15 protein-coding genes and 3 pseudogenes are annotated in these 26877 nt (G+C 39.1%); 5 read left to right on the top strand and 13 right to left on the bottom strand.

What is annotated here, in order from left to right:
- Positions 1-111: 111 nt before the first annotated feature.
- From dpdJ to I8748_RS35515, 11 genes and pseudogenes are all read right to left on the bottom strand, one after another.
- A complete protein-coding gene (gene dpdJ / locus I8748_RS32110) occupies positions 112-4635 on the bottom strand; it encodes a protein DpdJ (RefSeq protein WP_198128518.1) in 4524 nt (1507 codons plus the stop codon).
- Between the two features lie 18 nt (positions 4636-4653).
- A complete protein-coding gene (locus tag I8748_RS32105) occupies positions 4654-5358 on the bottom strand; it encodes a hypothetical protein (protein WP_198128517.1) in 705 nt (234 codons plus the stop codon).
- Entirely contained in the window at positions 5349-8444 is a 3096-nt protein-coding gene (gene dpdH, locus I8748_RS32100) for a protein DpdH (RefSeq protein ID WP_198128516.1), read from the bottom strand. The genes I8748_RS32105 and dpdH overlap by 10 nt, the downstream gene beginning before the upstream one ends.
- Entirely contained in the window at positions 8441-9349 is a 909-nt protein-coding gene (gene dpdG / locus I8748_RS32095; RefSeq protein WP_198128515.1) for a protein DpdG, read from the bottom strand. Before dpdG ends, dpdH begins: the two co-directional genes overlap by 4 nt.
- Positions 9346-11868, bottom strand: coding sequence for a protein DpdF (gene dpdF, locus I8748_RS32090; RefSeq protein ID WP_198128514.1), 2523 nt, complete (start codon positions 11866-11868; stop codon positions 9346-9348). The genes dpdG and dpdF overlap by 4 nt, the downstream gene beginning before the upstream one ends.
- Positions 11865-15281, bottom strand: a complete 3417-nt coding sequence (gene dpdE, locus I8748_RS35520) for a protein DpdE (RefSeq protein WP_225896609.1) — start codon at positions 15279-15281, stop codon at positions 11865-11867. Before dpdE ends, dpdF begins: the two co-directional genes overlap by 4 nt.
- Positions 15278-15550: a hypothetical protein gene (locus I8748_RS32075; protein ID WP_198128513.1), complete on the bottom strand. Its 273-nt coding sequence runs from the start codon at positions 15548-15550 to the stop codon at positions 15278-15280. Before I8748_RS32075 ends, dpdE begins: the two co-directional genes overlap by 4 nt.
- A gap of 141 nt (positions 15551-15691) precedes the next feature.
- On the bottom strand, positions 15692-16519 hold the full coding sequence (locus I8748_RS32070) for a hypothetical protein (protein ID WP_198128512.1): 828 nt from the start codon (positions 16517-16519) through the stop codon (positions 15692-15694).
- A gap of 55 nt (positions 16520-16574) precedes the next feature.
- Positions 16575-18722: a tRNA-guanine transglycosylase DpdA gene (dpdA, locus tag I8748_RS32065; RefSeq protein WP_198128511.1), complete on the bottom strand. Its 2148-nt coding sequence runs from the start codon at positions 18720-18722 to the stop codon at positions 16575-16577.
- Positions 18715-18858: pseudogene (locus I8748_RS32060) on the bottom strand (6-carboxytetrahydropterin synthase); the annotation flags it as partial. The gene dpdA and the pseudogene I8748_RS32060, both read right to left, overlap by 8 nt.
- Before the next feature lie 56 nt (positions 18859-18914).
- Positions 18915-19433 (bottom strand): hypothetical protein, encoded by a 519-nt coding sequence (locus I8748_RS35515; protein ID WP_225896608.1) that lies wholly within the window; start codon positions 19431-19433, stop codon positions 18915-18917.
- A 208-nt stretch (positions 19434-19641) separates the two neighbouring features.
- Between I8748_RS35515 and I8748_RS32050 the strand changes: the two genes are divergently transcribed.
- From I8748_RS32050 to I8748_RS32040, 3 genes are all read left to right on the top strand, one after another.
- A complete protein-coding gene (locus I8748_RS32050; protein ID WP_198128509.1) occupies positions 19642-20745 on the top strand; it encodes a hypothetical protein in 1104 nt (367 codons plus the stop codon).
- Positions 20746-20835: 90 nt separating this feature from the next.
- Positions 20836-22656 (top strand): fdxN element excision recombinase XisF, encoded by a 1821-nt coding sequence (gene xisF, locus I8748_RS32045; RefSeq protein WP_214662841.1) that lies wholly within the window; start codon positions 20836-20838, stop codon positions 22654-22656.
- A gap of 1 nt (position 22657) precedes the next feature.
- Positions 22658-23026, top strand: coding sequence for a hypothetical protein (locus tag I8748_RS32040; RefSeq protein ID WP_198128507.1), 369 nt, complete (start codon positions 22658-22660; stop codon positions 23024-23026).
- A gap of 154 nt (positions 23027-23180) precedes the next feature.
- Here the strand turns inward: I8748_RS32040 and I8748_RS32035 are convergent, their stop codons facing one another.
- On the bottom strand, positions 23181-23432 hold the full coding sequence (locus tag I8748_RS32035) for a hypothetical protein (protein ID WP_198128506.1): 252 nt from the start codon (positions 23430-23432) through the stop codon (positions 23181-23183).
- A gap of 80 nt (positions 23433-23512) precedes the next feature.
- Here I8748_RS32035 and I8748_RS32030 point away from each other — a divergent pair.
- A pseudogene (locus I8748_RS32030) lies at positions 23513-24636 on the top strand (IS630 family transposase).
- Between the two features lie 77 nt (positions 24637-24713).
- On the opposite strand, the gene I8748_RS32025 reads toward I8748_RS32030, so the two are convergent.
- Positions 24714-25043: a hypothetical protein gene (locus I8748_RS32025; protein WP_198128505.1), complete on the bottom strand. Its 330-nt coding sequence runs from the start codon at positions 25041-25043 to the stop codon at positions 24714-24716.
- 484 nt (positions 25044-25527) lie between these two features.
- Between I8748_RS32025 and I8748_RS32020 the strand changes: the two are divergent.
- A pseudogene (locus I8748_RS32020) lies at positions 25528-26875 on the top strand (transposase).
- The last annotated feature ends 2 nt before the right edge of the window (positions 26876-26877 follow it).

The raw sequence follows: 26877 nt of genomic DNA, 5'->3' as shown, positions 1-26877 counted from the left end.
AATCGTAAATATTTTGCTATCTACAAAAATTAACTTAATTAGTAATAAAATTAACTTAGTAATATTACTTAATTATTGAAAATGTGTCTATAGAAATCTTGGCAATATTTTTTACTGCACTGTCTCCCTGACTCGTAGCCTCACTCCAAACCCTCGTGGATATCTCTGCACCCCCTCCATGACTGGATAAACTTGCAAAAACCCAAGTTCCATAGGTTCAACTGCTAAACTTAAAATCGCTGACTTCAAATTTTCTCTCGCATCAGGAGGCGCTATCAGCGAAACCGAAGCACCTTGCTTAAACGCATCTTCTACCTGTTCCCGCCAGTCGGGTTCATCCAACCAAACTGTACGATCGCCCACTTGCAAAACATCCAGTAAAATTTCTCTATCAGCATCGGGAATCACAACGAAGGGATTATAGGAAGATAAGGTGCGAGAACGCACTATATTTCCCCTTGCCCACAACAGCCCATAAATCACTTGAAACCGCCAATGGGGATTAGGCTGCACTAAACCAAGATGCAACAACGCTCGCTCCAATTGGTCATCGTTGCTGGTGACATAGGCAAACACCCTGGCATCAATTTCAATACCTAAACGTGCTTCTTCCTGATGCCACAAACGAATCAAATCCAGCAGCAGTTTATCGGTTTCTGGGGTACTTCCAGGACGCAAAACCCTTGCGTTAATTGCAGTCATTACCGGATGCGTTACCAAAAGCCCCTCAGAGGACAGGACTTTGCGGAGGCGATCGCTAGCTTGTTTTAATTCACCATATCCTGCGGCTAACCGCACATCTGCCATTGCATCGGCAACATCTGCACTAGTTTGGCTTAACTCCAGTAACCGCGTCAATTCCGAGTCCACAATCTCAAAATCCCCAGGTGACAATGCACTCCCCGCCAAGCGGAAAAAATTCGCCGGATCAGCAGCATAGTGCCTCAAGATTTCCTCAATCACCCCGCCGCCACCAATCGTAGATTCAGTTATCCAAATTTCTTCTACTCCCTCAGAAATAGCAGGTGCATCTGGTGGACGCGGGCCAGGATCGATATCTAAAATCAGGTCGCCCAAGTCAAAATGAGGACACAATTGTCCGCAAGCATCCAGCAGCGCCCCTCCCAAGGTCGCTTTAAAACGTAAAGCTGCCCAAGAATGCCACTCTTCATCAGGTTCTGACCAGAGAATCGGTGCCAGGTCATTTAATATAGTTTGGATGATATCTGCGTTGCCAAGTGCTAGCAATCTATCATGTACTCTCTGCCGTCCCTGAATTTGTTCCGGTGCAGATTCCCCTTCTTCTAGTAAGGTTTCCTCAACATTCAATGTTTGGAAAATATTGTCCAGAACCCTGGCCATTTCTTGACCTATATTTTCACCCAAAAGCGCTTCAAAAGCTTTATGTAAGGAGATTTGGGCTGTTAAGGCGCGGTCGGTAAGCATCGATATATATATTTGATAAAGCCATTCCCGTTGAAAGACATTTGTTAATCCACACAATCTGTCATCTGTCAATACCCGATAGCGGAAATATGCCGTGCGAAACCCCCGAATCTTCTCTTGATTGGCATCGCTGGGACTAATACTAAAATTAGGCGGAATGCGAAAGCGAAATACTAGACCGTCAACAGATTGGGCAAATCCCACAGCCGCTGGACTACTATCCTGTTTCTGGGTGAAGCGAATTGTTGTATCAAGTTCCTGCCCATTGTCGAAGCGGATGTTAGCATGGGATGCGATCGCAAACCGCCGCACTTCCAGAGGCGATTGTTGAGTGTGAGTAAAGCAACAAACTTCTGTGATAATTTTGCACCAGGGAGAACCTTGAGGCAGTTCGAGTTTTATTCCCAAGCCGGGTGGTATGATTTGACTGCGCCATTCCAATTGAGCGTTAGAGGTAATTGAAATATCGGCAGGAACTTGGGTAGGATTTATTGCCCAAGGGCGAATGCAGCGAATATCTACAATTTGCCCATCTTGCCACAATTGAAAATACCCTGCTTCTTCAAACTCGGCACAATAATCTTCTACGGGTAATTCTTGTTCTCTTTGTTGCAAATCTGACGGAGCAATCCAGTGGGTTGCATAAATATGCTGTACCCCGAAACGGCGCGTCGCCCTGCCTGGGGTAAAGGTTTTCAGGGCTTGGACAATTGGCATAGAATTAACATCTGGCTCACTGTTGCGCGTTTGTGGCGGTGTAGTAATGGTTACTTCTGGCAACAGCAGGTCACTAAATAAGTTCGGGGGAACAAAATCAGGTAAGGGGTCACGGGTTTGATAGTCTTGGTCTGATTCATCTGGATGAATCGGAAGGCGCTTCCAACCAGACTCTAAACGCCGTAGCAAAGTAGGAAGCACCGCCATCATCAATGACCTGGGCGGTTCCCAAAGAATTGCTTCGACTTCATCTTTGGTCAGGTGTAGTGCTGATTGCAGATATGTTTCTAAGTTGCGTTGTCCTGCTTGTGTTTCGAGAATATTTTTGATTAATTCTATTTCTAGTCGCTGACGGTTAATTAAGTATAAATCGGTACTAGCAAAGTCTCTCCAGACACTTCCTTTAGTTGCAGCTAATTGCTGTCCAACCCAATCCATAAAGGCGAAAACCGCTTGAATGCGGATAACATAGCGGTTGGCGATGGGAAGCGATCGCTTTTCTAAAACTGGGTTAAACAGCATATCGTAGCCTTGATAGGCAATGCGATCGCGTCCGTAATCAGAAAGCACTACTACTGTCCAAGGTCGCATAGTTCTGCGTCGTCCCGCCCGTCCCTTCCTTTGCAAAAAAGATGCCATATCTCGCGGTGCTTTGTGCTGAATAACACCTCCTACTTCTGGATCATTAAATCCCACTTCTAGAGATGCAGTAGCAACAATTACATCTGCATTTGGGGTAACTCCGGTATCTTGGGAACTGGTGCGCCCAATACTTAAAGGTAGTTCCAAACCATGACCGATTTCTTCACACAATAGCCAGGATTGTGCGGCAATCAGCCTTTCTCTACCATTAGTTGCACCATGCGATCGCAAAGCTGCTAATGGCTGTCGTCCGCGCAAGGGACGACCCCAACTGTCTCGACCTTCAGCATCCAACAAATTGTGGAATAAACGATTAGTAACATCTAAGTCATCAGTGAAGGCAAAAACACGGGAACCATAGAAACCTTTGCTAGGGGGGTCTTCAGATGGGTCGAGTACACGCCGCAACAGCATCGCCGTTTGGATGCTAGTAGATAAAAGACTTGTCCCTGATACGGGGTCGCCCCTGAGAACCAATTGATACTCCATTCCTTCAGCAATTTGGTCTTCACCAGGAGAAATTTCTTCCACTAAACCAGGGTTTAAACCTGTAAGTTGACTGAAAAATTCTGCCGCACTTTCTAGAGTTGCTGAAAGTCCGGTAAATTGGACTTTCTTCTTAATGATTCTCTGCCAACGCCGCAGCAGGTAAGCAACTTGTGCCCCGTGGATACCTGTATAAGTATGCACCTCATCCAATAAAACTAGCTGAGGTTTTTTCGCCGATGCGATACCAAATACATGACCGTAACGGGAGTCTCCCATAGACCGATTGAGCATTTCTGTGCTGGTAAAAACTAGGTCTGGGGGATTTTTCGCCATGCGATCGCGTGTCAAAATTACTTCATCTTCTTGGATAACAGCACCGCAGGATGGGTTGAGACAAGAAAGCTTTTCTCTACTGGCTTCCACATCAGCCCGTCGCCAAGATAGCGCACCTTCACATCTGGGACACCGTAGATAAGGACAAGTAAAGCCACCACTTTCAGCTTCCCATTTATCCTGCACCCGATCCAAAGTTGCGCTTCTGGGAGTTAAGCCAAAAAATGCACCAATGAGAATTTTACGCTTACCTTCTGCCTTGAGGACAGCATCGAGACGACGTGCTTCTTGATAGGTTTCAGAAAATTGGTCTTTGAGGAGTTCGTTACGGGGATAAATTGCCAGTCCCTTACTCCAATACTCATCCTTTTTCAACAAACTTGCAATATGCGCCAGCGCAGGTAAGTAAAAAGATAAAGTTTTTCCGGTTCCTGTCCCAGCACAGACAATCATCCCGCGACTTTTTGTGCTGTTTAAATCCTGCAACATCCGCCTTGTAGCGCGTAGCTGGAAGTCTGCAAGTTGAACTTCACCGCGATCGTGAGAAAGCAGTATCGCTGTAACGGCTTTTTGCTGTATGGGAGTTAGCAGTTTGTCTGCTGCCAACTGCTCAATTACTGCTTCTGGCGTAATATACCTGTTAGGATAAATTCTCGGACGGATTTGTAAGCGATAATCAGCAACTAAGGTAGGAGATGTTTGCCAATTATTATTTGGGAACAGTTGGCGAAGACGGGCAAATAATCTCACTGCTTCCGCCATCCGGGTGCGGAAAAGGCGATCGCCTCTGAGGTTGAATTCAAACAACAGTTTGCGATCGAGGATTTGGTCTAAAAAATCCCAAACATCCTCATCAATCTCGCAATTATTGAGAAAATCGTCCGCAAGTTCTTTAATTTCATCTTCAGAAAATCCACCATCAATAATTCCCCACGTCAAAAGTTGGACTTCCTGGCGTTCCAACTTATCTAAAAATTCTCTAATTATTTTATCCCAGTTGGTAGTCACCCTTTCTCTGCCCTTACTTTAAGTCAAGCGAATTTTAAAAGAATCAGAAATGCCATTTTGATTAATCCAATCTTGAACTTCTGGAGTTAAAAGATTTAAAGGCGCTCCTTTATCGGATACAGCTTGGAGAAAACGTGATACGGCTTCTGATAATTCACTAGAATTTAGGCTATTCCAAGAATAGTTGAATTGCTCTATTTTACGTTCACAGCTTTCAAATTCATCATTATTTTTAGGATAAATAACTTTTTTTATTTCTCTGTCTATAATCTGAATTTGTAAAACAGTTCGTTTAGAAGCTTCTACTTCAGACCAAAATTTTAGTATTTCATTATCAGTGCTAGGCATTTTTTGATCGCGGTAGTTTTTCCATGCTGCGCTCAATTGCTGCTCTAGTGTAGTTTTTAGATTTTCTACATTTGACTTTAAAAAATTACCTTTAAAATTTTTATTGTCAAGAATCCAATCAGGATTATTTTGTAAATTCTCCTCAGCATTGATAACGAAACTTAGAATAGACTCCACATTTTGAGTAAAATTAATATTGTTAATACCCCTTTGGCGAAAAGCTTTTAATGCTTCCACAAGGGGCTGAATGGTTGCAATTGCATCAGCAATTTGCTTTTGCCTAGTTTGAATAATTTGAAGATTACCTGCAAACTTTTGCAGAGATTTTCTACGTTGAGATAAATCAATTAGTTCTTGTGATTTTTCTAAGAGCATTTTGTGTCACCTTTAATTTCATTCATGAGATTCCGTAAGTTAGCTAGCCCCTCACAAATTTCTTGGTAACTAGATTCTACTGTTGCGGCATCAGATTTTTCTAACTCTGCAATACGACTTTTTGCTTCAAGAATCGAAGTATCTAGGAAATTCTTAGTGTTATCGAGAAATTCTTGAGAGTCTATAATTACCTTACTTAATTTTTGATAGTCTTTACTCAGATACTGGAGTATTTTACCTGAGTTATTTTCGGAATCATTTTTCTCTATCTGTGCCTGCTTAATTATTTCTAAATATTTGGAAATTGCAGTACCAGTTCTGAATTGATTTAAAATTGTTTTCATTTCATCAAAACTCTTTCTACCACGGAATACAGCTGCATCTTGCGCGTTTTCTAAAGCTGAATTGATAGCTTTAATTAGGTCATTTTTTTTAACATCTTCTCCTAATTCGGATATTAGACGCTGATAGATATCTAGCTGTCGTTCGTACTCTTCTTGGATGGCTTTCTCTAACAATTCATCGACTTGTTGACGTACCTTTTGCAACTCTGGAAACTTCTCGCGGACATTTTCAGGAATTTGCTCTTGAGGTTGCCAAGATTTACGCACTTTTTCTAGAGGTTCAACAATTTGAATTGCATCAATAATTTGAAACGTTGAATTACTACCTTTTGTACAAGCAATTCGACTTTTAACAATATCTAATAATGCTTCTCGGTTTCTCGTGAGACTAAAGGTATCAAACAGCTTTTTCCAACTAGATGCACGAGTTGTATTATCGCTTTTATCTAAGTCGATAAACAAAGAATTAATCAAATTTTCGAGCGTATTAGTAGGATACCCTGCCATTGTGGCACTAATCGCTAACAATTCCACCGCAGCAGGTACGGGGTTCCAAGGTTCACCAGATTCGCGGGGATAAAGGCGAATTTTTTCGATGACGTACTGACTCCAGCGTTCTAGATACTTGGCGTACATGCGAAAATAGCGATCGCCATTGGGAAACTTCCAGTCCTTATAGTAGTTGTATTTTAGAATACCTTGAAATACGTATGCAGTTTCCGTAAATTCCTTACCGTCCTCTGGGTTGAGAGGAAGCGGTAAAACGACACCCGAATAAGTTTTTCTTTTGACTTTGTTGGGGTTATAGAAATTGAAATTGTCAGGCTTAAATAACTTACCACTACCGAAGAAACTATTCTTCAGCAGCATTTCATTATCCCATTCAATTTTTTCGATAATAGCGGGACGAAGCAACTCGCGGATATCTTTGGCGATCGCGTCTGGTAAAATTTGTTGATTGTTCCAATTGTCAAGGATTTTCAGCTTGTCTTGTAGCAAAGTATCAATCTGATATTCCCCTGAAGGTTCTACAACCCTTGGTGGTACTCGACGATTTTCGGGTATAACTGACGGAATTTCTTTCGGTTTAGTCTTGACATCAAGCAGAGGTAAATTAAAAGCCGTATGAACTTCTGGAGACAAATTACAAAGATCATTGTTATCATCCCACAAGTCTAAAAATATCTCTCGTCGCTTTGAATTTTGTGGATCTTTGACTTGAATATCTAACTTTACATCATTACTCAATCTCATGTTACCAAAGTAGTTTCCTAAAGTAACTGAAGGGAAAGTTCCATTTTTAATATCATCAATAGAATTTTCTAGAGTGTGTTTTAAAACATCTCTGATTAAAATTCGGGGATTAAATTCACCTGGATTTACCCTACTAAACATCTGCGCTAAAGCTTTAGAATTGAAAGGATAAAGACCCATTCCCTGAACATGTCCAAATCCTGTATGACAAGCGTGGGAATGTTCGCATTCGCTACAAGCACTTGGTAGTTCATCTCTATTTTGAGAATTTGCCCAATTTTCAATTTCCCTTTCTTCTAAACGAACAGCATTCAAATATCTAGCAACAAATACCTGAATATCATTCTGAGTAATTAAAGATTGTTCACCAATTGTATCAATATTAAGATTGACGCTGAAAGTAACGCGCTGTTGTACTGTATCAATCAAGCTTTTAAAGTAACCTGTAGTACAAGCCAAAGCTGTACGCATAGCGCATAAAGGTTTATTTTCTGTTTGTTGCGGTCGTGCTAAAACTGCTTCTAATACTTCTCTATCAATCCCTTGTAATTTAGCGAAATCTTCAATTAAAAGTACTAATTCAATATTTTTTTCTGCTAATGTCTCTCGGACTTCACGCATTAATTGCTGCAAGTCTTCTCGACCAAAATTTAAAACTTGGGTGATAGCTTCATCTAAGTGATCGTTCAACCAAGTTACAGTTGGCTTTTGTATATACTCAGGATCACTTACTAATGAACGATAAAACTCTTTTGCCTTGTATCCGGCTTTTCCGATATCTTTAAAATTAAGAGGCAAATCCTCAATAGAAAACTCACGACGTTCGTTAATATCTTCAATAGTATATTGATATCCAAGTGTATGAATCACCAAGCGATGAATAATTTCTCCATCTCTTAATAAATGTTCTCGAAAAAAATCATCATATAACAAAGCAGGTAAATTTTCGATCAAATATTGCTGAGTCTCTTCATCAGCAAGTTTAGCACGTGTATGTTGTCCGTTAATACCAACTTGAAAAGCTAAATTGTTTAATAATTGTTCTCTTGCAGCCCTATCTGTGAAAGTGCGGCTCGATTGATTTAACCGTTTACGGTACTCATCTAATTTATCTACCTCAAATTCCGCAATATTTAAAATCTTTTCAATGATATCTTTTAAATTTGTCCCAATTCTGGGAATGAGTAACACCTTCCGTCTATCAGTTGATTTTATATTAGCTTGCAACCAACGAATTAGGTGGGACTTTCCCGTACCCGTCTCACCCAAAACAGGTACAAAGGCAAAATCTCTTTCACCTAAAAAATCTTGAAGAAACTGTGCTTCATCATATTCCTTTTGTGATAACGCCTTAATAGAGTCCTGACGATACATTGCAATCGGATGATGTGTAGCTAGAAACAAATGATTTGCAGTTTGGGTTGCTTCTACATTCATCACCTGACGAATCATATCCAGCTTCCAGCAGACAAATTTTTCAAAATTCATGATTTTTCTCCTTTCCAAATAATGTGAGAAATTCGCCCATCATTATCAACTTGGTTATTGGCTTTTGGTAAAATCATAAAGGATGAATCAGATTGTCTCTCAAGCTGAATATCACCCTCTTCTTGAAGCCTAAATAAGGCAAAAGCTGTACTTGTAGAAAGAAAGTTAGTTTCCCGTGAGCCAATTTGGGCTTCTACTTCTTCTCGAAACTTTCCGGTTTCAAATAAAGGGCATCGTTTTGCTAATCTATTAATAAAATCTTGAATTGTAATTTCTTGTCGTCCATTAAACAAATGCTTGAGATTTCGTTTAAAATAAGCAGTTGGATCTGGAACTGTTACAGGTTTTCCTCTCAAAGTATGACCCCATGCAAAACCCAGGTAGCGCATCCAGTCATCCATTTGGACAAAAAGGCGACTGCTTGACATTTTCAAAAAATCGCCTATTTTTTGTTCGCTAACCAGATTTTCTACTTCTTCCCCAGTCCCAGGTGCATCATAAATATCCTGTGCTAAATACCAAGCACAAACTCGACCAAAGTCTTCTTCATCTTCGTTATCAGATGCAAAAAATAGATAAGTGAAAGTATCAGGTAATAACCTGTCACCAAGCTGAGGATTTATTGCGTCTTGTGGTAAATTTGGATTGATTGCAACTTCTTCATCCTCTTCAATTAAAAGTTTACATTTTATACTTTCCCTAAGAGCATCATTGAACATGGGATGTGACATTTTTTTGTCTTTCAATTTCTCCTTATTTTCTGGCACATGTTCAACTAATTTATCAGGAGATAATATGCTTTCTAATACGTCTCTATTCTCCCTTTGGCCTTTAGCATGAAGTAAATATCTAAATATTCCTCGCATTCTACTGGGGTGAGCTAAACCTGTTTTTAAAACGCTCATATACTAATCTCCGTACAAAATGCATCAAATTTAAAATATCTGCCAGAAAAAACATTAATTAGTCGTCTGTCTTCTCTGTTTGGATCTGGTGTGTTTATAGGAAGTAAAATAATGCGTGTTGTAGTTGACGTACTGTAATTTGATAAATATTTTAATGGGAGAGGTATCCCTGGAAGATGAAAAATCAGAGTAGGAATACGTGGCATGAGTAAAGGTTCGTAACTATCAAATAGAAATTGTATCCTACTATTCTCTTTCAAAAAATAATGATAATCTGGAGAAATTACAATATTCATCATTCCCTGTTTTATTAACCACATAAACAATTTTTTACCTCTTTGAAACTTATTCAATTGTTCCAGGGAGTCATAGAAAATAAGCAAGATTCTTTCACCTGCAATCACTCTTTGCATTTCTTGACCGAGAATAAAATTGGGTTTTTGCCATACAGGTCTGGAACTAGGCATAATTCCTGGAAATGGTGTAACGCCATTTTCTCTACAAACAGGACAACCCCCACAAGCGCGAGAAACTATAACCGGATTTCTGGTTTCTGGAGTTTGACGGGAGGGAATGCTATACGCCTCCGCAAATATTTCTGAAATACAACGTTTAGCGTTTAAAGCTTCTTTCATTAATTGCAGGTTTTTATAACTCCAGCTTTGGCGTTTCTGGCGCACTGGTTCAACTTCAGTTTCCCAAGTTAATTTTTTATCGTGCAATTGATTACGGATACGAATAATGCGAGAATTGCGGTACAAATCCCAAGCTGCTTGATAAGCTTCTTCTGATTGTGATTCAAAGTTTTTCCTCTGGGGAGGTTCTGCTGAGTCAATTTCAATTAGATTTGCTTGGTTCATCAGCGTCAAAGTACGTATATTCCAAGCCCTATTTTGGTAATTTATTTTATCAATAGTTTTGTCTTGAAATGAACGAGGCGTTTCTATTGGTACACGAAAGCGTCCATCACTTATAGTTTCTTTTTTATAAAACATAGTTTGCCAACGTTGCAAACCTAATTCAATAGTTATCGCTGATTTATCATTTATTCCTTCAGCAATTCTGAAGTCTTCCTTTGTATATAATGTGAGTGATAATGAAGCTTTCCCGTCTCGTCCTCCTCGTCCAACTTCTTGATAGAAACGGTCAATAGTTTCGGGAATACAAACATGAATTACCGCTCGCACATCTGCTTGATCTATACCTAACCCAAAGGCAGAAGTAGCAACAACTATATCAATCTTTCCTTCCCGCCATTTTTCAATTAATTGCTCCCGTTCCTGAGTAGTAGATTTACCTGTAATCAGGTCACATCTTTTAAATCCGGCGCGGGTTAATTCTCGTTTCCAATCCTCGACATCTTTAACTTTAGTCCCGTAAATAATTAACGGGCGAGGAAGATGATAAACTGCTTCAATTAGCCTTTGTTTTCTAACTTCTTCACTGGGACATTTGTTAAACCAATAAGCAGGTTCTGATCGCAATTGTACAGCAGATATAACTTGTAAATCTTGACCAAATAATGTTTCCAGGGTGTCTAAACAAGATTCAGTTAATGTTGCTGTTAATAATAAAGTATTAAAAGAGCTAAGACGTAATAAATCTCTTCGCAAGCCAGGAATTTCTTGAAAAGCTGGACGAAAATCATCACCCCATTGCTCTACCATGTGTGCTTCATCGATAATGAAATACCGTAAAATTCCCAGTTTGGCTGCTTCATACAGAGCAGGTGCAAGGGAATCCATTAAACTTTCAGGAGAGGTAAAAATTATTCTTTGATTTCCAGCGCGAATGCGATCGCGTATCCCTTCTCTTCTTTCTTTACCCTCCACAGTATCATCGCTATAATACGCTGTGGCATGGTGTACAAAAGATTTTAATGCCCGTTCTTGGTCAATAGCCAACGCAGTAGTCGGGACAACTACTACGCTGACACCATTATTGTTTCTGGAGTTCAGCAATGCAGGTAGTTGAGCGCAAAGGCTTTTTCCCGCACCCGTAGGTAAGTTAATAATTAAAGTTGAATTATCAGGAGCAGTCAAAACTGCTCGAATTGCTTCACGCTGTCCGATACTGCTGTATTTTTCATACTTCATTAATTGCAAAAACGGGTCACCGGAAACTGGTTTGTAGTTTCGTCGATTTTCTTCTTTAAATAAAGGTGCATCTGGCGGATATTGGTCAGCCAGGTCAAGCCATTCCGGTTGCCAAGGACTGGCCATGATGAGATAGTATTCTTCTTCTTCACCATATACAGTTATGCTAGCCTGCTCCCAAATAGTGCTATCGAGAAAAGGCGGTTTTCGAGGTATTTGGAGATAAGTTGGAGAACTTCCACCCTGTTTTGCATCCTCGCGTCGCAACACATGACGCACTAGGCTAACAATATCCCCAGACCCAGGCGAGTTTCGCAGTGCATCCAACAAGCGCCGATGACAAGGTTCTGTAACATTACTAATATCCTCAGGAATTTTACCTGTTTTGAGAATTTCCCGAAGTTGTGAGAATGAATCATTCATAAATCATCCTCCTGGGATTGCACTGGAGTTCGCCCAGAAACGATAATAAAGCCAACAGAATCAAGACGAATACTAGGATGACGAATTCCTTCGATAATTACTTGGCTTAATGCCGTTTCGTTATTGAGTTCTTGCTCCAATACCGTATGAGAAATTCGCTCTTGGTTAATAAGTCTGTTGAGACGCAGACGCAATTGGTTTAGTCTCTTACCTAATTTTTGTTCAGCACGGGTGGCGCTATCTTCACATAATGCAATAAATTTGGGACGTTGGCTGAGTAATTCTAAAGACTTACTACGCGCCTGATAGCAAAATTCTGGCCAATTGCTCGCATCTATAAAGTTATCAAGAATAGATAAACGACTTTTAGCTAAGTTGTAATCTCGGCATTGACTCCCTTTGCCTTTATAAGGCCGTTTCAGGATATTTAATAGAGTCTCATCTTCAACAGCACACATTGGTTCATATCTAGCATCAATAAATACATTTTCTACAATTGGCGGGAATAACCCATCAACACGTCTTTGCAAAATTTTAGATTTTGTATTAGTTTCTTTGTAATTCGTTAAATTTGTTTCAATAACGTAATTAAATCGGAAACCATACCACTCTTCGCCTTCGCCCGCGTCCCAAGTTTCTTCAACTCGCCACATCGCAAAAGCTTTACCTCGGTCGTCCCAATGGATATAAGATGATAGTGCTTCGATAAATTTTTCACCAATACGGTAGAGTTTCACATCAGGCTGTTGATTTGCTACCCTACGGTTAAAAGTCCCAAATTTTTCTAAAACCCCGGCAAAATTGCTGCTCAAATCATTTGCTGGAATTAATGTATTTCCGGTAGGTTGATAACGCTTTAGTGTCGATAAATTAGGATGATTGATTGCTCTAAATCTCAACGCATCACAAATACAATTTTCAGTTATTTCTTGGATTTCTTGATGACGGGCATCATAATCGTCTAAAGCTTGAAAATATTGGGTAGCGTTGTCATCCAAAGCATCTATTTCGTCTAGGGCATTTTGTTCGCTAATTTTGACTTGTTCCTGCTCAATTTCTTGCTTAATTATATTGATACTTTCTAAAATGCCATCTGCACCATATTTAAACAATATTTCTGCTAATACTGGTAATTTTTCATCAACATAAAACTGGAGACTAGCAATAGATTGCTCAAAGATATTAAAGCCTTCTTTTAATAAGCGATACCATGCCTCATGGAGACTATCCGGTAAATCTACGCCAGCAAATACTGTTAATTCAACTTTTAATGGACGACCAATCCGGTCTATCCTACCAATTCTTTGTTCTAGACGATTTGGCGACCAAGGCAGGTCAAAACATATCATGTAGTTGGTAAATTGTAAGTTACGACCTTCTTCGCCGGAGGAGTCGCAAACTAAAATAAAGCATTTGGGGTCTGTTTTAAACCTATTTAAGTTCTTCTCTACTTGAGAGCGAGTTTGTCCAGCTTGATGACTGACAACAGTCTCCTCACCAAAACGATCGCTCAAGTAACGGACAATTTCGGCGCAAGTTTGCACAAAGCTGGTAAATACAACAATTTTTGGTAGACTGTCTCCGGGTATCGGTCTTTTGATCCGTTGTTGAACCTCTGCAAGCAATTTCGGGAGATTGAATTTCAAGGATTGTAGTTTTAAAGGTTCGCAAAGTTGATAGAGAATTACTGTCTTGAGTAATTCTAGGCGATCGCCATCCTCTGACGGTTGTTCTAAAATTCGCAGCAAACTTTGCAATATCTCTGCTTCCCCAGCAAATTTAGGAGTTTCAGTCAGAGTACGAACGCTATCAGCGCCAAACTCTTGAATTACTTCCGCAGTGGACACACCCTTCTCCTGTCGGAGACGCTGCGCGAACGGGTGACGCTCGTCCCTCGCTACCGCTTGCGCTAACGCAGTCGCCTGCGGAGGGAAACCCTCCCGCAGCGCTGTCTCACCGTTTAAACGTGCTTGAATTACCTGTTTTAAAATACCCAGCCAAGTACCAGAAGCACGAAATAACAAAAGAAAAATTTGGTGATATTGTTTGTCATCAGGAGCTACTTCACGCCATTCCTCAATTAGTTCGTGGATGTGTGGCGATCGCTCATCTAAATCGTATTCGGCTCTGGGTGTAATATTACGGTCAAAAATCACATCTTCTACGGAAGCACGACGATTGCGAAGCATCCTTCTGTGAAGTCTGTAGGTATCGCTAATATGGGTACGAATTGCCCTGACCATTTCAACTGTATCGCCAGTCTTTGCTTGTAAACTATTTTCTAAATTGTCTACAAATTCCAGTAAATACTCATCTTGAGCAAACAGGTTACGGAGATTTTTGAGATTAGTTTTCAGGACGAAGGGGTTTGCACCTTCTTTAAATGACAGCAGAATTCGACCAATCTCTTGGCGTTTTACTACCCTTTCACGAAAACCTGCTAAGTCATTAAGTTGATAAGTTGTCGGATCGAGCAGATGTAGCATGGCGAGAAAATCTTGCTCGTGGTTGAGAACCGGGGTAGCCGATAATAGAAGCAGGCGATCGCTTTTATGGGCAAGATGTTTACAAGTATCAAAACGCTGGCGCACTGCTGCATCGCTAGAGGTCGCCATTGCTGCGATGTGCTGTGCTTCATCTAAAATTACCAAGCCAATATTCGCTTTCGGGTTGATTTTGTGAATATCCTCAACCGCCAACACTTCCACCCGCTTGGGAAAGTGGGAGATGTAAAACTTATTTTCTAATTCCTGTTGCCATTGTTGAAGTAGATATTGCGGAACTAGCACTACCGCATATCCAGAAGGTTCATCCAATAGGTATTGACGAAGAATCGCGCCAGCTTCGATGGTTTTTCCCAGTCCAACTTCATCCGCCAGTAGATAGCGTTGAATCGGGTCTTCGAGTACACGACGGACAACTTCAACTTGATGTGGATAAAGCTTAATATTGGCGGAAATTAATCCCGTCATTCCCCGACTAACAGCACGTTGTAAAATTAAGCATTTAACAAAAGCAAAGCGTCTATCGTGAAAATAGGGCGTTTCGTGCCCTTTCATGGCCAAAGTTTCGATGGGGTCTGGTTGAGGTAAACTACAACGTACGTAGACTTCCTGCTCACTTACTGCGATCATCTTTTTATCAGGTAAGTCAACGCGATACTTGTAAAGTTCCTCATCCCATTCGTAAATTCTGCCGATCAGCCATGCTTCTTGGCTTTCTAGGCAAATATAGCATCGAGTTTGGCGCTCCAGTTTGAACTGCTCTAGCAAACTTAAGGGTAAAATTTTTTCTCTGCGCTGATTTACTGAGCAAAAGTACTCAACTGTTGCTTGAGTATCAGATAGATCAATTACCTTCCCTATGCCCAAGCTGTTATTTCGGGAACGTACCAACGAACCAAGTGTTATCATACTTCAAGTCCACTAAGTACGTTAGCATTAACCTTCCCATAGCACGCATATAGCTGACTGTCTCCACTGGCTATTGGCTTTTTCCAAAATAGCTTCTCTAAGACAGAGACAACGTTAACGTGAAGCCTAGCATAATCTAGACTGAAGCAACAGCATAACTCTAGGTGTCCTAGCACCGTGGTAAAAGGTGAGTCCCAGACTAACTTGTCAGCTTGTATTTTCCAATTTGCTAATTTTTGCAGCTTGGTATGTAAGAAAGCAATTCGCATCACAATAAATTTACCAGTAGGGCACCCAGAGGCAGATAGGTATATATTTATTATGCTTCTCTGAGAAAAGAAAAACCAACACCTGCAATTTATTTTTTACATTCAAATAAGTAAAAATACTGTAATGCCAATAAGTAGCAGCTACATTAAAACTTCCTGGAAAGCATTGCGATCGCGAAATTTAGTGTCATATTTCTCATTCCACCACAACCAACCAGTAGAATCTGCCCAAACATTGTGCTTTTTCAAGACTTCTGCACGGGTTAACGCTAGTCCCCCTAAAACAAATTCTGGTCGGCTCCAAGCAAGAAGTTCATCTAATTCCTGTATGGACAAACCAAATTTTAAGCCTGTGGTTCTAGTTTTATCAACTTTCAACAATCCCCCCAAGGCTATGTATTCATAACCAATATCTCGATAAGCACTAATCAAGGGAGCTAAGAAACTTTTGGGTGAATAATAATGAGGAGGAAAAGAATTTAGTTGAGGAACTAAATTTTGTTGCCAATTATAAATTGAATACCCTACTTGAACAACACCAATTAAAGTATAGTTTCTTGACTTTTTCCAATACTCTTGCCAGGTTAATCTAGCTAAATACAGTGATAGTAATGGCTCTCCAAAAATATCTTGTGTAAAAACAAAATCAGGTGAAAATTGATCGCAGCGTTCTAAATAGTCTCTGATCTTACTTCGCAAATGCTCTTCAGAAGCGAATTTTTGTTTACGCACCCAACGCTCATCAAGGTATTCAGAATGTGTTTCATAATACCAAGGACAATCTTGATTACCAAAAATGCCGCTATCTATAAAAAAGGGTTTATCAAAATTACGGATATCTCTTAAAAGACTTTTATTAGATGAAATAGGTGCCAGGATACCATAATTTCCTTGTAAATTCCTTAATTTATTGAATAAACCTAACCAATCTACTGAAAAGACTGGAAGAAAGTTATGTTTAAGATTCATATTAATATAAATATTAATAAAGTGTAATTGAGTTTAGATAAACTCTAAATTAGATTTATTCTTTAGTAATATTAATATTAGAATTTTCAGTCTTTATAAATTCTTGAAACCGCTTATAAAAAATATAAGTGTTGTGAAAACCACGTCTACGATTACGATCATTACCACGAAAAATAATTGTTTCTACTCTATAGTCTGGGTTTTGGCAGATTTGACACTCACATTCCTGCCAAGGTTTTACTTCTAATAATTCCCTATATAATTTAGTGTGTTGTCTTAAACGTCTAGCTTTAGCTACCGGGTTTACTTTGCCGTCGCGAGGTAATTCTAATAACTCATCGTAAGCAAGTAATTTATTAAGACATTCATCTAGTGATATATTGCCTTTATCGTATTCCCGAATAGCTTTCAATGCTTCTTGTTCAAGCTGCTTGAGAGTTTCACGTTCATAACCCGACGATAGCAAATGCTTAATTCGTTGTGATTGCTTATCTACAAAAGGAATCCTAACGGCAGCGTAGGCTTTTCCACTTAAAGTATGATAGTTTTCTACGGCATCAAACCAAGCTTTACGTAATGGACTTGCTGAATCAAAACTGGTTACTCCCAAATGGCGGAAATAAGGAAGAGCATCAATACGCCCTACGCCAAATAAATGTAATCTGGTGTCCGGTGTTAAATGTTGATAAACTTCTTTCAAAATTTCTAAAATTTCTATGGTTGGTGTCCTGGCAACTCCTCCTATAGCGATATAGTCGTATCCCATTTCAACTAGTTTTTTTACTGCATCAGCGTAAGTTTCTGGGTTCCAACCTTGAGCTACACCAATAGGAGTAAAAGTATATCCAATTTTTTGATGTTTAGATATAAATTCCTCTGCATTTTGCAAAGTCAGATTGTATCGCTTCTCTCTAATTCCAGGCTGTGCAAATGGCCCTACGATTAAATGGTCAATACTTACGCCATAATTGAAACCAAGTCGTTCATAATAATCCAAAATTTCTATAGTATTATATGGAGGTTCTGGCTGCTTAATATATCCAAAAGCTCCACAATCACCCATAATTTTTCCTGAAAATTTTAAATATTTTTGGATACCTCCTGCTGCTTCTATATCATCTCTTTTTGATTTTCTTTTATCAACAACTATCTTAGATACTAAAATCCCGTCGTAGTTGGGTTGTGCATATATTTTATGATCATGAGCATAAATGTCATCTTTGTAAGCGTTCCTATTAGGACTAAACTTATCTTGTAAAAAGTCATATCCAGCATCTACTTTATCATCCCATTCTGGAATTAAGTATTGCATTGGTAAATGCTGATTAATTGCTTGAGGTAATTCTAGAAAAGAACGTAAAGCTTCCTCTGTATATTGAGTTTTTCGATGGGGTTTATTTTTGGAATTTGAGCTTTTTTCTGTTGAAAATGAAATTCCTAGAGGTAGTTCTAATGGATTAGGTTGGTTGTTAAGAAGTGACTCTAATGTTTCTGGATTGTTATATATACTGTCTAATAAATGTGGATATCTGCTGATTTCAGTAGCAATCAGCTTTAGCAGATGCCCCTTTAAACCTACTAACGCACAGCTAAAACGTGATGCAGACTTATTGGAAAGAGTTAAAGTTAATAGTTTAGCATTACCTGAATCTATATAATTTATACTTTCATTTGAAGCAAAAAAAATGAAAGTTTGGTGGGAATGAGTCTCAACTGGTAGCTTTAAAGTACGGAGGTATTTATCCCCAAGCAAGACAAATATTAAATCATATTCGACAATTTCTTGTTGAAAATCTTCATGGATTCTGAGATAATTACCCCACGAATAGACTTCATCATTCTTCATCGAATTAAAGGTGACAGAGTAGGGGACGATAACTTTGTCTTCAGGGATTAGTCCATAAGCTGCTGAGATGATTTTTACATCTACCACTTCTCTTCCAAAGCGCGATCTCAAGATATCCACCCCCTCCATTAGCCTTAGATGTTGCAGCCCTGTGTACATCTGGCCAGACGGACAAGAGAATTTTGAAAGTGATTGTGTGCGTTCTCTTAATCTCTCTGTGTCTTTAAAATCTTCTATTATTAGCTGATTTGTTGGGTTATGAAGCTTTTTTCCAGTACAAGAAGTAATAATTAGTGTGCGAAGGCGTGAAATTGTGCTAGTTGAAACCAAGGTTTTTGTTGGAATAGATTTAGTCATCTTTATACTCTACCCAAGAATTAGGAGTTTCTGACACTGCAACCTTTAGCTGCAAATCAGATGGTACTTGCTTCTTGGTTACGTCATAAATGTATTTGGCAATCATCTTTGCTGTCGTTTCGTACTTAAAAGGCAAGTAAGTCATTGCAATCCTTTGCTTGCGTGCCCATCTGAACCAAGCGCTTACTTACATCAGAATTCACTTGTGCCACGCCCCTTTGGCTTTCTACCTCCTTTACAAGCCGCGACAAACACAGCCTCCGGAGATTGAATTTTCTTACTCGTTCGGAGTGATTCTTTGAGAAAGGTGATCGCATTCGACCAATAACGCTTCACTGTATGTTGGATTTGTGAATTTAGACGGAATTTTAGCGTACAAAACAAAAACATTTCGTGTAATTCTTGTAACAATTCTTGAAATTTTGCCTGGCTTGATTGGGTTGATTTAGCTTTTTCGCTCTCTGTTGGGGATGTTTCTAATTGTGGAAGCATACTCGACTCAACCACTTCAGATTCAGCAGTCTCTTCCTGCGGCTGCTCTTTTTTTTGGGATTTGATTTTGGCGTGATAATCTGCGATCGCAGCGCGGAGAATTTCTTGGGGAAGTAGCCCATATCCATCAATTAATTCCTGTGTGAGTACCCCTGTTTGGTGGTCTTCTTCCCAGCGATCGCCTTTTGGAGTTCTTTTATCCTTTAAGCAAACATACATTTAACCAAATAGAAGCTTGGGGAGAACCACCCGTCACAAAAATTCCCGGCTCAACCATTATCTAATCTTGAATAAAGATATTTAGAGATTGGCTTATAGATTATTCAAAAATCCTGTAGGGTGTAATAGAACTAAGCACTCTACTTTAAAAAACCAGTCAAATTGTGGATGAATTACACTGGGTAGGTAAAATTATGGGTTACGAACCATGCTCAAGCATTATTACCCATTACCTTGGCCAGACAAAAACTCTTGCGATAGTGAATTACAGTCTTTAGCAGAGAAATTTATTCGTCCTGACAAAGCCTTACAGGAACTCCCGCTCATCTTGATTCCAGAATATCTGCTGTCCTTGTCTTTTGATATGAAGCAGCAACATCCATTCATCCAAAAGTCAACACAGAAATGGCTTGATGACGCAAAAAAAGACGATGAGCGTTTAAGAATTGAACGTCGATGGATTCCACATACCCCTGTGTATATTCCTAATACAAACAAAGGAAAACAATTTTTTAAGATTGCCAAAGCAATTGGTGATATTCCTCTCAATACTCCTGTCATACCTAAAAACCAAAATCAAGGCTATTGGCTCAAAACATTACATTACTATTGGCAAGCAATAGGAGTCACCTTTGCTCATCAACTATTGGGACTAATACAAGACCCTCTCGAAGAAGGTATTCTTAATAATCGACTACCACAAAGCATCATTCAATCTCTTAAACTAACGAGAAATATAGACATGACCTTGTTCCAAATTTTAGTCAGGGGCCAACGAATTATTAAAACATGGGCAAGACAAAATAAAATTAGCTATCCGTTTAATCAGCCCTTAGAAATTTTTCTGGAAATACTCAAACAGGATTTTTTAATTAGATGGCAAATAGACCCATGCAACCAAGATTGGGAATGGATGACAAAAAAAATACAAAGGGACAATATTTTAACAAGAATTTATTTACTCAAAGAAGCAATTTGGAAAGAATCATCTCTCGATAATGCTGGCTACTGTAAGAGCAAAGAAGAATACCTTGATTATTTAAAACAAGCAAACACTTGGAATAATAACTGGGTATTTGCAATGCAAGCACAAATCGAGAAAAATGCTAAATACAACAATCATCTAGAACCTTATTTAGAAGCATACATTACTGCTGTGCAAGAAGGGAAAGAACTTTTTGTAGATGAATTTGATTGGCGAAGCGGAAACCCTTATAAAAAGCAAGTTAACGGTCAGCAGATTACCAATAGGCCTCTAACCATTCAAGGAGATGTTGATCCGTTAGGGTATATTCAGTGGTACTATTCTTAATATTTTTTTACAACTTCAAATTAATTTGTATTTTCTTGAATTATGTTGTTATTCCTTGTCAAGTAAATTTTTGACAAGGAGAACAAACTCATGTCCTACTCACTTTGTCCTAAACAGCTATCTGTTCAATTACAGATTCGCTACTTATATCTTCAAGCTATTAATTTTGTAAGTATTCATAGGTTAATCAAGAATTTTGACAGCCTCAATATTAGGAGAATACTTTGGTTATTTCCTAATCTTTACTCTCAGTTTTTGTGCATACTCAATTCAAATGGATTATGCACAAAAAAGATGGTAGAATTAGCTAATCAACCACTGAATTCTACTACTTTGAATATTGAGGAAGAGATGGAAAAGTTGGACATTGGTTATGCCCGTGTCTCTTCCCGCGAACAAGCCGAAAACACAAATGCTTTAGAACAACAAATTGCTAGATTGAAGGATGCTGGAGCAAAGCATATTCTTTGTGATGTTGAAAAAGGCAAGAAGGATGAACGCCTTCAGTATCAAGAATTAATTCAGCTTGTGGAAGCGGGGAAAGTTAGGAAAGTTATTATTACTCGAATAGATCGCATTACACGCTCTTTACCTACCCTGAGAAAAATTGTTGACATCCTTCATAAATATGATGTCAACTTGGTGATTCTTGACCAGAAATTAGATTTGAGTACACCGCAAGGTAAACTTATGCTGAATATGCTGGGTGTACTGGCTGAATGGGAAGTAGATTTACTTTCAGAGCGAATCAAACGCGGTAAAGAACACCAACGAAAACAAGTTTGGGCTAATGGTTCTTGTCCGTTTGGTTTAATTGTGATTGAACGCAAATATTTTTTGGATTTAACTCCTTTTCTCTGTTTATTGACAGACAGACCCGAAAACTATCGAGATTTTTACTCTAATTCCATAGATGAAAATGCCATTTACGATTTACCTCATCGAACAGTAGCTGAAATTGCCAGAGACTGTATCGAAATTTTTCTGCAAGTAAAAGGTGTGACTCCTGCACTCAAGAAAATTTTTGAAAAATATGGGATTTGCAAGACTAAAGCGAAGTCTAATGGCACAGACAAAGTTTTTCACTGGAGTAAACCAGGTTTTTCGCTGTGGCTTCAAAATCCCGTTCTGGATGGACATACTAGCTATAGCAAGTACGAGCAATCTATTGATGGCAAAAGAAGGCGCAAGCCCCGTGACCAGTGGCAGATTATACGCAACACTCATCCCGACCAACGGCTTTTAAGGGATGGGGAAGCTGAAGAAATTCAGCATATCATTCAAGCCAATATTCAAATGTGTGGCGGAGCGTTTGGAACTACGCACCGTCAAGAAGGATATCGCCCCTATGCTTATCAAATTGGGTTAGTTTATTGCGGGGAATGTGGTTCTCGGTGTACTTATAAGGGAGTGTATACTTCTTCTTACCAGTATCGTTACTATGCCTGTCGACACGCTGGCGTTGGTTGCAAGAACTCCAAAAACGTTCTTCAATCTGACATCGAAGAAGCATTGATGACCAAATTATTAGAAAAGTCCCAAAATCTGACTCAGGAGCAGGGTAATTCCGGCCAAGTGCTTCCTTATAAAACTGAGAGGTTGCAACAACTAGAGACACAGCTTGCCTTTCTAGAGCAGTTTCCGGGATTTAACCCTGGTGCGGAAGAATTCAAGGCAGATTTAAAACGTCAAATTGAGGAGGAAACCAATTTCTTCCAATCACAACGCCTTGAGGACAAGACTGTTGAGGAAATTATTCGAGTAGGAAACAACTTGGGTGTTTGGAGAACGCTGTCTAATAATGAGAAGGTTCAGATATACCGCCGCATTGTACACAGGATTTTTCTTCGTGATGGTCAAGTTGAATCCATTGTGTTTAAAAACTCTCCTGCTATAAAACTGGAGAATTAAGATGAATGTGATTGAAATTCTGCGGCTGAAACAGTTGAGGTTTCAAGTTGCTTCACAACTGGTTTTGAAGGAGTGGAAGCCTGAAGACTTAAGTAAACCTAAGTGTCCTAAATGCTACTCTCCAGGATTTTTAACCCCTCACCAGAGTCAGGACAGCCGCGTTTGTTATTGTATCCGGTGTAACTATTACTTTAAAGAAATTATTGCCACTCACAGCTGTAAGTGTGCTGTTCCTGGCGATGACAAAGTATGTTGTGGTTGTCCATATTTTCAGCAATTTATGGAACTTGTTGACCAGCGACTTGTGGAATTGGAACAACTAAGTGTTGCAGAGCTACAGGATTTGTTATCTCTTAAACCTTTTCCATAAAATCACTCATAGACTTTATTGGAGCGCAGTCATACTTTGGAGTTTATCTTTGCTGCGATCGCACACAAGTCTAAAGCACACAAAATATTTACCTAAAAAATTATGACCCCTACAGGGGTCATAATTTTTTAATTGCACGAAGTAACAGTTTTTATTACACCACAATAGGTCTGTTTAAAATACTCATAACTTCGCCAGGATTAGGGCTAGGTAGTAAAGGACTCCAATCGCCTACATTTGCGTAGCCAATAACCTGTAAGTAGTGAATTGTGCTAGTAACGGCTTTAGAAGAACCAATCAACAGATGTTTAAGTGGTTCTTTACCTTGTAAAGTTTGAAACTCGCTTGGATTATTGTTTGCTGAATTCGATTCTTCGACGCTGGATAAAAAGCTTTGGGTAATCATAATTAACCTATTTGAGGCGGGAATAAGCTAATCGGCACTTAAGTTGCATAATAATAAGATGAAGCCGTTTAAAAGCAACTATGCCACCACCAGCCAAAAACTTTTTAACGACGGAACAGGTCAGCAAGCTACAGCAAGCTCTAAAAGAGAGTGATCTACCACATGTCAGGGAGAGAATTCTAATTATTTTACTACAAAATGATGGGAAACCACAACATGAAATTGCGCTCATTTTTAGGTTGTTCGGCTAGAACAGTAGCATATTGGTGTATGCATGGAGAGCCAGATAATCTAGAAAGTTTACATAATAAAAGAGAGTATGAACATTACCGAAAAGCGACTCCTGAATATATTGAACTATTAATAAAAACTGTTGAACAAGAACCATCATCGTTAGGTTACGAATTTGGGAAATGGACAGCAGAAAGATTAGCTACATATTTAACGTAAGAATTCAGGTATTGATTTAAGCAGTTCTCAAGTGAGGAAGATATTAAAGCGAAAAAAGTATAGTTACATCTGGTCTAAATATGAGCTAGAAGGTAAACAAAAACCTATAGAAAGAGCAAAGTTTAAAGAAAAACTTACTCAATATTTATCAATAGCGCGAGAACAGCCAGAACGTTTACAGGTATGGTTTTGGGACGAGAGTGGTTTTAGTTTACGTGTGATCCGGCGCAAGAATTGGGGTAAGAAAGGAAAACGGAAAAGTGTTCCAGGGGAACGGCGTTGTGGTCGAGTAAATGTAATGGGGGCAATCAGAGAACTAGACCGGAAACGGATATGTTTTTTTGTAAAAAAAGGGAATGCAGATATTTTTTATGAGCAATTACAACAATTAAATGAATTAATTTTTCAAGAGTGGGTGAGTAAAGGAAATAAGGGCGAAGATTTCTCTAAGTCTGGCCCGAAGATTATTTTGATTTTAGATAATGCTAGTTTTCATAAACGGAAAGATGTTCTAGCTAAAATATCTCAACAGTTTCCTAACTTAGTTTTAGAGTTTTTACCTGCTTATAGCCCAGATTACAATATTATCGAATTAGTCTGGCATTCATGTAAAGAATATATTGCTCACCGTCTATTTAAATCAGTCGATGAATTGAAATTATTACTTGATAAATTGTTAAATCAAGGTGAATTAGTGATTAAGTGGCATCGGAAAATCAAAAATAAAGGTAATTTTAGCTATGTTGCAACTTAAATGCTGATTAGCTTAGCTATGACACACAATAAAACCCAAGTTGTCACCCTGATAACTTAATAATGCACTACTGACAACTAATTATTACAGTTTGTGTTATGTTTGCGCCGTCGTTTTCTTGCCCAAATCTCTCTAAGGTGAGCAGGTTCATTCTCAAATTGAATCCACAAAGCATGAATTTCTGCTAGTCGGCGTTTGTCAGATTCTGAGGGTTCCCTACGATGCTCACCTTGGGAAAACCAATGAGCTACTGTGCTTTTAGAACGCCCACACAATTCGGCAAGTTCTTCGTAGTTGACAGACCAGTGTTTTAGGAACTCTTCAGGCTCCATTTTGATAGCAACCTTAGCTTTGTAAATCTCAAACAGTTCCCAGTGTCTTCTAGTGGGCGTTTTGGCTGCAATCATAAGGACGATTTAAATAATGCACAGGTGGCAACTTATAGAGCTATCATACCGAAAATTAGCGATCACATCTCATAATTTAGTATTTCTGCAAAGTGCGGTAGAGCGCACAACTATTAACACTGTTGGGCCATCAACTTCTTTGAGTGAGCGCAGCTAGCTCTACCCTCGCCCTTAATTGTGCGATCGCACCCCAGGCGTAGCAATCTTACTGTTCAGTCAGAGCCGTTTAATAGCTTATAATCCAATACAGTTAATTCTTTCTTTTCTCTGCGTTCTTCGCGTTCTAACCTGCGACAAGCCGTTTCCCATCAAATACGGTTAGAGCCTGTAAAGAAATAACTTTTACAATTTTTTCTCTAGAACACTTACTAAAAAAGCATTTCTAATTCAATACCGTTGCCAAAATAAGAGCATGAAGAGGTAGGGCGTTTCGTAGTAGAGTTATTGTCTCTCACAACGACAACTCAAAAGCTACAAGCAGCCCATGCCAGATATCTTATCATTGTTACAATGCCTGCTACCGCAGATAAATGCGACAACGATGCGGCAATTGAACCAAATTATTCTGGCAATGTTAGCGCTGAGTGGTCGAGTCACAATGTTGGGAATTGCCCGTTGGACTGGTACAGGTGGGAGTTATCGGACAATGGGAAGATTTTTCTCTACAGTCATACCTTGGACGACATTGTTTTGGCTGTTTTTTCGTCAACATTTGTGGCGAGAGCAGGATGTGTATTTGCTTGCAGGAGATGAAGTTGTAGTTAGTAAATCGGGTAAGCAAACTTATGGGGTAGATAGATTTTTTTCTAGCTTGGCTAGTAAACCAATTAATGGCTTATCTTTCTTCGTATTGTCATTAGTAAGCGTATCAGAAAGACAGTCATTTCCTATTAAGATAGAACAGGTAATCAAAAGTGATGAAGAAAGAAATAGCACCTCGCCCATCAAAAAAGTAAATTCCCAAGAGAAACGTGGAAAGGGACGACCAAAAGGAAGTAAAAATAAAAACAAAACCGAAGTGATATTAACATCTGAACTATTGCTAATTAGAAAGATGATTAATTCATTATTCGAGTTAATAGCTCACTTTATTCCCCTGACCTACTTGGTAGTAGATGGTCATTTTGGTAACAATAATGCTTTGCAGATGGCACGGCAAGTTAACTTGCACATAATTTCCAAGTTACGCCATGATTCCGCATTATACATCCCTTATGAAAATCCTAACTCCAGTAAACGCTCTCGTCGTAAATACGGTGACAAACTAGACTATCGTAATCTACCTGACAAATACTTATGTAAAAGCACAATTGATAAAAATATTCAAACTGATGTTTATCAAGCCACTCTGCTTCACAAGGAATTTGCACAGGCTCTTAATGTAGTAATTTTGGTCAAAATCAATCTTGATACTCATGCTCGTAGCCATGTAATTTTATTTTCCAGAGACCTGGATTTGAATGCTGATAAAATCATCGATTATTACAAACTTCGCTTTCAAATCGAGTTTAACTTCCGTGATGCCAAGCAATTTTGGGGTTTAGAAGATTTTAGATTTTATGAATCTGTCCCAGACTGCTGTGACTAATGCGGCTAATCTTGCTTTCTTTATGGTCAATTTATCTCATCATCTTCTTGTTGATTTCCGCAAATATAATCCTGACTCTGGCATTATTAACCTGAAAGCTTATTACCGTGGTTTTCGATATATCCGTGAAATCTTAAAAATGCTTCCTCAAAAGCCTGAGCCTATTTTATTAGCGCAAATTTTTGCCAAGCTCACTTCTTTAGGGCGTATTCATCCCAGTTCTACGGGCATTAAACCCTCGTAGTT

The sequence above is a fragment of the Amazonocrinis nigriterrae CENA67 genome, assembly GCF_016056305.1.
GTDB classification, from domain to species: Bacteria; Cyanobacteriota; Cyanobacteriia; order Cyanobacteriales; family Nostocaceae; genus Amazonocrinis; species Amazonocrinis nigriterrae.
Note: the sequence above shows the minus strand (reverse complement) of the source record. Positions and strands in the feature narration are given on the sequence as shown.

Excerpts from the sequence above, each read along its gene's own strand:
- I8748_RS32105 (WP_198128517.1), bottom strand. The coding sequence starts at position 5,358 with ATGCTCTTAGAAAAATCACAAGAACTAATTGATTTATCTCAACGTAGA.
- dpdH (WP_198128516.1), bottom strand. The coding sequence starts at position 8,444 with ATGAATTTTGAAAAATTTGTCTGCTGGAAGCTGGATATGATTCGTCAG.
- dpdG (WP_198128515.1), bottom strand. The coding sequence starts at position 9,349 with ATGAGCGTTTTAAAAACAGGTTTAGCTCACCCCAGTAGAATGCGAGGA.
- dpdF (WP_198128514.1), bottom strand. The coding sequence starts at position 11,868 with ATGAATGATTCATTCTCACAACTTCGGGAAATTCTCAAAACAGGTAAA.
- dpdE (WP_225896609.1), bottom strand. The coding sequence starts at position 15,281 with ATGATAACACTTGGTTCGTTGGTACGTTCCCGAAATAACAGCTTGGGC.
- I8748_RS32075 (WP_198128513.1), bottom strand. The coding sequence starts at position 15,550 with ATGCGAATTGCTTTCTTACATACCAAGCTGCAAAAATTAGCAAATTGG.
- I8748_RS32070 (WP_198128512.1), bottom strand. The coding sequence starts at position 16,519 with ATGAATCTTAAACATAACTTTCTTCCAGTCTTTTCAGTAGATTGGTTA.
- dpdA (WP_198128511.1), bottom strand. The coding sequence starts at position 18,722 with ATGACTAAATCTATTCCAACAAAAACCTTGGTTTCAACTAGCACAATT.
- I8748_RS35515 (WP_225896608.1), bottom strand. The coding sequence starts at position 19,433 with ATGTATGTTTGCTTAAAGGATAAAAGAACTCCAAAAGGCGATCGCTGG.
- I8748_RS32050 (WP_198128509.1), top strand. The coding sequence starts at position 19,642 with ATGCTCAAGCATTATTACCCATTACCTTGGCCAGACAAAAACTCTTGC.
- xisF (WP_214662841.1), top strand. The coding sequence starts at position 20,836 with ATGTCCTACTCACTTTGTCCTAAACAGCTATCTGTTCAATTACAGATT.
- I8748_RS32040 (WP_198128507.1), top strand. The coding sequence starts at position 22,658 with ATGAATGTGATTGAAATTCTGCGGCTGAAACAGTTGAGGTTTCAAGTT.
- I8748_RS32035 (WP_198128506.1), bottom strand. The coding sequence starts at position 23,432 with ATGATTACCCAAAGCTTTTTATCCAGCGTCGAAGAATCGAATTCAGCA.
- I8748_RS32025 (WP_198128505.1), bottom strand. The coding sequence starts at position 25,043 with ATGATTGCAGCCAAAACGCCCACTAGAAGACACTGGGAACTGTTTGAG.